The following is a 7,816-nucleotide window of genomic DNA, read 5'->3' as shown; positions in this document are numbered from 1 at the left end:
TGACCATAGCTAATCGGTACCACCCCTTCCCATCCCGAACAGGACCGTGAAACGATTACGCGCCAATGATAGTGCTGCAACCAGTGTGAAAGTAGGTTATCGTCAGGCTTTTATTCCGCATACCCCCGCTCATTTAATTGAGTGGGGGTTTTGCTTTTAAGTGAGAATAGTCGATTTTGTAAGTGGTTTCGCAGAAATTAGCGAAATAACAGATGAAAAGACTAGACAAGAAGCATGATTGTGAAGTATAATTTCGCTTCTGTTGATGTGGTGACACACATCAAGTTTATCTGACTAGGCAAGAATATGGGTGCTTAGCTCAGTTGGTAGAGCGGCGCCCTTACAAGGCGTAGGTCGGGAGTTCGAGCCTCTCAGCACCCACCACAGATAAACAGCAAGAACGGTTAAGTAGTTTCGGAGTGGTAGTTCAGTTGGTTAGAATACCGGCCTGTCACGCCGGGGGTCGCGGGTTCGAGCCCCGTCCGCTCCGCCAGTTTCAAGAAAAAAGACAAGCGATGCTTGTCTTTTTTTTCGTCTGCATTTTCCTCCAGTCCAGGCAAGGATCTACCTTGATCCACGAACGCCGCTGCAAGCGCCTGCACGGTAGCCTCCTGCCTCAGTAGAGCGCCGGTTTTAGTTTTTATGTTGAATATCGGCATACCAATGCAAGGGCTTGAACTACTCCAATACTTCATCAACAGTAATGGGGATGCTAGTAGCCAGCCGTCAGGTTATGAAAGAATTAGCCGAAACTTCGTCGCTCCAGCGCAGGCTGGAGCCTGGAGTCCTTGGTTAATGCGCCGTGTGGCGTGACTAAGAGACCGATTGAGCGATGGTAAAACGGTGCGCACGGCGCACCCTACTACAGCGAGGAAGCGCTGCGATCTAGAAATAAAATAAGTAACCCAAACAACATAGTAAAAGCAGAGAGCACGTGTCGTTCTATTTCCGTTTATTTGAGTAACGAAGTCTGCTTGCAAGCAGTTTTTCCTGCCCCCGTACCTCTGTATTGATAGGTCTTCGGCCTATAGTAAATGCTGCGCACAAAACAAAACCCCCGCCCAATTACTTGAGCAGGGGTTTCCGGGACAAAAGGCGTCAGATCATCAAGCAGCCTGAGCGCTATCCATCTCACCATCTAAAGCAAACACCACATCGCTGAGCAAACTGGCCAGCTCGGCAGTCATCAGTACAAAGTCTGCATCAAAGCGTTCTTCTTCATTACTACCCTTGTCCTTGCTTTCATCAAGCACATCCAGCGGTTTGATGCGCTTGATTGTCAATGTGTCGGTCAGGACAAAGCTGACTTTGTCATCCCAGGTCAGCGCCAGCTTGGTGCATTGTTTGCCAGCGGTAATATGCTTCTGGATATCGTCCGGTTCCAGCGTGTAGCGTACGTAGCGCACAGTAGCCTTGTCTTCGGTAGAAGACTTGAGTTCGGTATCCTGGTCAATGGTGAAGCCCTTCGGCGCTTCATTGCCAGCCAGCCAGCCTGTCATGGCTGCTTGTGGTGAAGTCTTGGTACGCAAGCCTTCGAGTGGCAGCTTGTCGCAGCATTTCAGCAAAAGCTTGATGACTTCATCAGCCTTGGATGGGCTGGATGCATCGATAACCAGCCAGCGGTTCACCGGGTCTATCCACACATTGGTATTGCGCTTGACGCCAAAGGCGCGTGGCAACAATTCTTCAGTGATGCGTTCTTTCAGGTCTTTCATGGCTTTGCGGCCAGGTGCGAAACCTTGTTCTTCTTCTATTTCCAGCGCGCGTGCCTTGGTGACCTGGTTGATGACGCTGGAGGGCAGCAATTTCTTTTCTGTTGCCAGCGAAATCAGGAATTGTTGATTGACGCTATGTACCAGTTGGTCATTATTGCGTGGCGGTGCCCAGCCCTGGCTTTGCATCTCATTCGAAGCACATTGTGAAAACGCAATGCGTGACAATTGGGCATGCAACTCCTCGGCAGTGATCTTCCAGGGAGTTGTCAGACGAAAAACTTGCAGATTCTTGAACCACATAGCGTATCCAGACGAAGAAAACCTAGCATTCTACACGTCTGCGCTGGGCCACTCACGACCAAAAACACCTCTTTCGCGGCGAGAACTAACGCTTCGTCGCTTTCTGGCATACATAGCAGTTCAGCTTTGCAATACTTCTTACATCGCAGCAAAACAAACCAGCGAAATAACGCTAAACCCCACTAAACAGTATTCAAGGAGATCATCATGTTGAACCAAATCATCAGCGGCACACCAATGTATGTATGGGCAATTCTGGGCTTTCTGGCATTTCGCGGCATCAAAGCAAGTGTTGATCGCGAACTGACAGTCAGGGCAGTGGTCATCATTCCTCTGGTCATGCTGGCCTTGTCGGTGCAAGGCATATTGTCCGGTTTCGGTGCTGATCCTCTGGTACTGGCAGCGTGGCTGGCAACGATGACAGCCGGTGCGGCAGTGTCCTGGAATATGGTCAGCGACAAGAACGTGCGTATCCTGGCTGACAAAGGCACCGTGTTTTACCGTGGTAGCTGGGGCCCGCTGGTCATGATGATGTCCATCTTTGTCATGAAGTATGTTGTCAATGTGGCTTTGCACGTAAATCCTTTCCTGCATAGCAACATGTTGTTCGCTGTTATCAGCACTGCATTGTTCGGCCTGTTCAACGGTTTGTTCCTTGGCAAAATGCTGCGCGTCCTGATCATGTACAAACAAGCAATGTCTTCCAGCACAGTATTTACCCGCTCTGCTACGGTTTAAAACGCAATCGGCTAGCAAAAGCAGGAGGATGAGTAGTAATTCGTAACAAGAAGATGCAAGATTCGCTTGCGGCATCTCAGACAGGGGCAGGGTGAGACAGTATAATGTCCCCTGTCCTTATTTTATTTATTGTCAAAATACAATAAAAATTGCGTGCCATGCTAGCTGAACAAAAACAAGAATTACTGAAACTATTCCAGAATGCGGTTGAACCTATCTTGGCCGGTTCCGAGCTCAAGCCCACGATAGCACTGGAGCGCCCGCGTGATCCTTCCCATGGTGATGCAGCTTGCAATATCGCCATGCAGATCGCCAAACCGTTGCGCAAGAATCCACGCGAACTGGCACAGGCCATCGTTGCAGCAGTAGAAGCACAAGATAGTCCGCTGGTTGCCAGTGTGGAAATCGCTGGTCCTGGCTTTATCAATATCCGTCTTGCTGCTGCGGCCAAGCAGGCAGTGGTCACGACAGTATTGCAAAAAGGCGCAGAATTTGGCAAAAGCCAGCGTGGTGCTGGTGAAAAAGTGGTGGTCGAATTTGTTTCTGCCAACCCTACTGGCCCTCTGCACGTAGGCCATGGCCGCCAGGGCGCATTGGGTGATGCCCTGTCTGCCTTGCTGGATGCGCAGGGCTACGATGTCAGCCGCGAGTTTTACTATAACGACGCCGGTGTACAGATCAATAATCTGGCTTTGTCAGTACAGGCGCGCGCCAAAGGCTTTGCACCTGGTGAGGCTGGCTGGCCAGAGTCTGCCTATAACGGCGACTATATTGCCGATATTGCACAAGACTTTTTGGCGAAAAAGACAGTCTCTGCGGGCGATTGTGCACCTGTCACAGCCAGTGGTGATGTCGATGATATCGAATCCGTACGCCATTTCAGCGTGACCTATCTGCGCCGTGAACAAGATGCAGACTTGCTGGCCTTTGGCGTCAGGTTCGATAATTACTATCTTGAAACTTCGCTGTACAAAGACAACAAGGTCGAGACCACAGTTGCCGCCCTGAAAGCCGCAGGCAAAACCTATGAGCAGGAAGGCGCGCTGTGGTTGCGTACGACCGACTATGGTGACGACAAAGACCGCGTCATGAAAAAGTCAGATGGTACTTACACCTATTTCGTGCCGGACGTGGCCTATCACGTCACCAAATGGGAACGTGGTTACCGCAAGGCTATTAATATCCAGGGCAGTGACCATCATGGCACCATAGCCCGGGTACGTGGCGGTCTGCAGGCTTTGAATGTAGGCATACCGCAAGGCTATCCTGACTACATCCTGCATAAGATGGTGACCGTCATGAAGGATGGTGCCGAGGTCAAGATCTCCAAGCGTGCCGGTTCTTATGTGACCGTGCGCGACCTGATCGAATGGTCAGGTGGTGGCGATGAGCAGCGTGGCCGTGATGCCGTGCGCTTTTTCCTGATTTCGCGCAAGGCGGATACAGAATTTGTGTTCGATGTCGATGTCGCTCTGGCACGCTCTGAACAAAACCCGGTATTTTATGTGCAATATGCCCATGCACGGATTTGTCGCATGCTGGAACAATTCTCCACTGACGAAACAGCCTATGGAGCGTTCACTTCCGTTGATTTGTCGCCGCTGACAGCACCAAGTGAAGCCAGTTTGCTGACGAAGTTGGCAGAATACCCAGAGGTTCTTGAAAAAGCACTCGACGAACTGGGGCCGCATCAGGTGGCGTTTTACTTGCGCGAACTGGCTGGTGAATTGCACAGTTATTATTTCGCCGAAAAAGTCCTGGTTGAAGATGAAGCCATCAAGCTGGCCAGACTGGCACTGGTACTGGCAACCCGTCAGGTCTTGCGCAATGGTCTGGCACTGATCGGTGTTTCAGCACCAACACAAATGTAAATTTATTGCCTCATCAAGCTAACAAAACACGTCGGAGACGCATGAAATCTCAACAGAACGCCCCAAAACAAAAGAATAGCCAGCGCGGCAGTACCCTGACTGGCATCATCATCGGCCTGGTAATCGGTCTGGCTATTGCAGTGGGCGTGGCCATGGTGATTACCAAGTCATCGACGCCATTCACCAATAAAAATGGTAAATCGGACAAGGCGGATATTCCCCTGACGCAGTTGCAGGACCCTAACAAGCCTCTGTATGGCAACAAGGATGCTGCCAAAGAAGCCAATAAGGAACTGACTGCCAGCAAACCGGCAGAAACAGTAGCGCCGCCAGTTAAACCCGTAGAAGTCAAACCGCCAGAAAAAACGGCAGCAGAAAAAGCCGCCGAAAAAGCGGAGAGGGCAGAAGCTGCCGCTGCTGCCAAGGCCGACAATGCAGACGAAAAATATATTTACTTTTTGCAGGTTGGTGCGTTTAAGGAGCAGGTGGCAGCAGAAAACAGCCGCGCCAAGCTCGCACTGATCGGTTTTGAAGCTCGTATTGTGGAAAAAAATTCAGACGCCGGCACCATGTACCATGTTCGTCTTGGCCCGTATGCGCAACTCGAAACAATGAACCGTACCCGTGCCCGCTTGTCAGAGAATAGTGTGGATGTTGCCGTGGTTCGCACAGTCAAATAACAGACCGGTAAGTAATCAACGTGCAATGAGCGTGTAATAAGCGTACAAAAAGTGATTTATAAAGGAAACGTTATGCAATTCTTCAGACAAATCAAACGCCGCATGTTCATGCTGGCTAGCCTGTCTCTCGTGGTTGGTGTCGTCAATGCCAGCCCGACCGCACCTCAGCCTGGTGTTGAATATCAGGTCTTGAAACGCCCTCAGCCTGTTGACAGTGGCAAGAAAATTGAAGTCATTGAATTCTTTGGCTATTTTTGCCCGCATTGCTATGCGCTGGAACCTTTGCTGGCAGAATGGGTGAAGAAGCAGGGCGACAATATCTCCTTCAAGCGCATCCACGTGAATTTCCATGATCTGGTACCACAGCAAAAACTCTACTTCACCATGGAAGCCATGGGCAAAGCTGATGAATACCACATGAAAGCTTTCAACGCTTTCCACGTTGACCACAACCGCTTGCAAACAGATGCCAACATCATGGAATTCGTTGCCAAGTCCGGTCTGGACAAGCAAAAATTCTCTGATATCTACAATTCTTTCTCTATCACCAGCAAGCTCAGCCGTGCCACCCAACTGGCAAATGCCTACCAGATTGACGGTGTACCGTCGATTGCCATTGATGGCCGCTTTGTGACTTCACCAGTGCTGGCAGTTTCGACCATGACCAGGGTGACAGAAGACATACAGAACCACGCAGTCATACAGGTGCTTGATAGTCTGATCGCCAAGATACAAAAAGAGAAGAGTGGTGCACCAGCAGCGGCACCTGCTGCGGCCTCAGCCAGTTCAGCGGCTTCGGCCAAGGCAGCGCCCAAAAAGAAATAAGTAGCAATAGAGTTACAGATAGTCCGCCATCCCGGCGGACTTTTTCATTGGATATCATGAAAACAGTCTTCATCACTGGTGCATCTTCTGGCATAGGTGCCGCGCTTGCCAGAGCGTATGCCGAGCAAGGCGTTACCCTGGGCTTGCTGGCACGCCGCCAGGAAGTGCTGGAAGAACTGCGGCAGAGCCTGCCCAATCCCGGCCAGCATCATATCTATGCGGTGGATGTCACCGATCATGAGGCCCTGACAAAGGCTGCCAATGATTTCATGCAAGCCGTTGGGCAAGTTAATATCGTCATCGCCAATGCCGGCATTTCAGTTGGCACGCTCAGCGAATATGCTAGTGACATCAAGGTGTTTGACAGCGTACTGCAAACCAATCTGATAGCAACAGTGGCGACTTTTTCACCTTTCATCAATGCCATGAAAACTTATGCGCACAATGTTGATTGCCGCCTGGTTGGCATAGGTAGTGTCGCTGGCATACGTGGCTTGCCGGGTGCGGGAGCATATTGCGCATCCAAGGCTGCGGTCATCAGTTATTGCGAATCGCTGCGGGTAGAATTACGTGACAGTGGCATACGCGTCGTGACGATTGCGCCGGGCTATATCGATACGCCCATGACCAAGGGCAACCCTTACCCCATGCCTTTCCTGATGCCGGTCAAGGCTTTTTGCGCCTCTGCACTAGGGACCATTGATGCAGGTAACACTTACCGCGTGATCCCCTGGCAAATGGGTGTGGTCGCCAAGGTAATGCGCATCTTGCCGAACTGGCTGTACGACGCAGTGTTTGCCCGGGCGCGCCGCAAACCGCGTGCCGCAGATCAGACATGAGCATGTTGATTGATGCGCTAGGTACCGTGCATCAGCCTTACCTGGTCAATGCCGAGGCTGTGGCTGAGCCGCGCATCGTCAGCCTGGTGCCTTCCATCACTGAACTGGTTTGCGAGCTGGGGCTGTCGTCTTATCTGGTTGGCCGCACCGGTTTTTGCATACACCCCAAGTCTGTAGTGCAAACTATCCCCAAGATAGGTGGAACCAAGGATGTGAATATAGAAAAAATCCGCAAGCTGGCACCTACCCACCTCATCGTCAATATTGATGAAAATGAAAAACCAACAGTAGAAGCGCTGGCAAAATTCATTCCCCATGTCATCGTCACCCACCCACTGGTGCCACGCGACAATCTGGCCTTGTATCAATTGCTGGGCGGCATATTTGGTGCGCAGCAAAGGGCGCAGGAGTTGTGCAGCCAGTTTGAAGCCGCCTATGCTGCCCTGGACCCTGCTCCGGCCAGCTCTCAGCAAGTCATCTACTGTATCTGGCAAGACCCGTGGATGACAGTCAGCCGCGACACCTACATCGCCGCCATGCTGGGACTGATAGGCTGGCAAACCTGGTCGCCACCCAACAGCATCTTGCGTTACCCAGGTTTTCAGTGGGCTAGTGCAATGCAGCATCCCATCGACAGGGTTTTGCTTTCTACCGAACCCTATCGCTTTACTGAAAGCCATGTCGATGCGCTGGAGAAGCAGTTGGGCCTGCAAGTACAACTGGTCGATGGTGAAATGCTGTCATGGTATGGCAGCAGGGCAATTGCAGGTTTGCAATACCTGAAGCAATTGTCTGCGCAATAAGGTTATGCAATTCTGCGTATCAGCCCCAAATTCGAAATACGTCTA

At 51.1% G+C, this 7,816-nt stretch carries 7 protein-coding genes, 2 tRNA genes and 1 rRNA gene; 9 read left to right on the top strand and 1 reads right to left on the bottom strand.

What is annotated here, in order from left to right; translation table 11 throughout:
• The 3 genes from rrf to ACO0LL_RS17070 form a co-directional block, all read left to right on the top strand.
• Window positions 1-108, top strand: a 5S ribosomal RNA gene (gene rrf, locus ACO0LL_RS17080); the annotation flags it as partial.
• A 200-nt stretch (window positions 109-308) separates the two neighbouring features.
• Window positions 309-384 (top strand) — tRNA-Val (locus ACO0LL_RS17075).
• Between the two features lie 32 nt (window positions 385-416).
• Window positions 417-493: transfer RNA gene (locus ACO0LL_RS17070), tRNA-Asp, on the top strand.
• Between the two features lie 613 nt (window positions 494-1,106).
• Here the strand turns inward: ACO0LL_RS17070 and ACO0LL_RS17065 are convergent.
• A complete protein-coding gene (locus ACO0LL_RS17065; protein WP_422952047.1) occupies window positions 1,107-2,015 on the bottom strand; it encodes a recombination-associated protein RdgC in 909 nt (302 codons plus the stop codon).
• Between the two features lie 207 nt (window positions 2,016-2,222).
• Between ACO0LL_RS17065 and ACO0LL_RS17060 the strand changes: the two genes are divergently transcribed.
• The 6 genes from ACO0LL_RS17060 (at window position 2,223) to ACO0LL_RS17035 (ending at window position 7,771) form a co-directional block, all read left to right on the top strand.
• Window positions 2,223-2,753, top strand: coding sequence for a DUF6622 family protein (locus tag ACO0LL_RS17060; RefSeq protein WP_422952046.1), 531 nt, complete (start codon window positions 2,223-2,225; stop codon window positions 2,751-2,753).
• A gap of 158 nt (window positions 2,754-2,911) precedes the next feature.
• Window positions 2,912-4,624, top strand: a complete 1,713-nt coding sequence (argS, locus tag ACO0LL_RS17055; protein ID WP_422952045.1) for an arginine--tRNA ligase — start codon at window positions 2,912-2,914, stop codon at window positions 4,622-4,624.
• Between the two features lie 41 nt (window positions 4,625-4,665).
• Entirely contained in the window at window positions 4,666-5,304 is a 639-nt protein-coding gene (locus tag ACO0LL_RS17050; RefSeq protein ID WP_422952044.1) for an SPOR domain-containing protein, read from the top strand.
• A 72-nt stretch (window positions 5,305-5,376) separates the two neighbouring features.
• Window positions 5,377-6,129: a thiol:disulfide interchange protein DsbA/DsbL gene (locus ACO0LL_RS17045; RefSeq protein WP_422952043.1), complete on the top strand. Its 753-nt coding sequence runs from the start codon at window positions 5,377-5,379 to the stop codon at window positions 6,127-6,129.
• A gap of 56 nt (window positions 6,130-6,185) precedes the next feature.
• A complete protein-coding gene (locus ACO0LL_RS17040) occupies window positions 6,186-6,968 on the top strand; it encodes an SDR family oxidoreductase (RefSeq protein WP_422952042.1) in 783 nt (260 codons plus the stop codon).
• The gene (locus tag ACO0LL_RS17035) at window positions 6,965-7,771 is read left to right on the top strand and encodes a helical backbone metal receptor (protein ID WP_422952041.1); all 807 of its coding nucleotides are present in this window, start codon (window positions 6,965-6,967) and stop codon (window positions 7,769-7,771) included. The genes ACO0LL_RS17040 and ACO0LL_RS17035 overlap by 4 nt, the downstream gene beginning before the upstream one ends.
• Window positions 7,772-7,816 lie beyond the last annotated feature (45 nt).

Origin of the sequence: Undibacterium sp. TC4M20W (assembly GCF_049340245.1) — a bacterium.
GTDB lineage: Bacteria > Pseudomonadota > Gammaproteobacteria > Burkholderiales > Burkholderiaceae_D > Undibacterium.
Note: the sequence above shows the minus strand (reverse complement) of the source record. Positions and strands in the feature narration are given on the sequence as shown.

Coding starts and splice junctions, on each gene's coding strand:
- ACO0LL_RS17045 (WP_422952043.1), top strand. CDS start 5,377: ATGCAATTCTTCAGACAAATCAAACGCCGCATGTTCATGCTGGCTAGC.
- ACO0LL_RS17060 (WP_422952046.1), top strand. CDS start 2,223: ATGTTGAACCAAATCATCAGCGGCACACCAATGTATGTATGGGCAATT.
- ACO0LL_RS17065 (WP_422952047.1), bottom strand. CDS start 2,015: ATGTGGTTCAAGAATCTGCAAGTTTTTCGTCTGACAACTCCCTGGAAG.
- ACO0LL_RS17035 (WP_422952041.1), top strand. CDS start 6,965: ATGAGCATGTTGATTGATGCGCTAGGTACCGTGCATCAGCCTTACCTG.
- ACO0LL_RS17050 (WP_422952044.1), top strand. CDS start 4,666: ATGAAATCTCAACAGAACGCCCCAAAACAAAAGAATAGCCAGCGCGGC.
- ACO0LL_RS17040 (WP_422952042.1), top strand. CDS start 6,186: ATGAAAACAGTCTTCATCACTGGTGCATCTTCTGGCATAGGTGCCGCG.
- argS (WP_422952045.1), top strand. CDS start 2,912: ATGCTAGCTGAACAAAAACAAGAATTACTGAAACTATTCCAGAATGCG.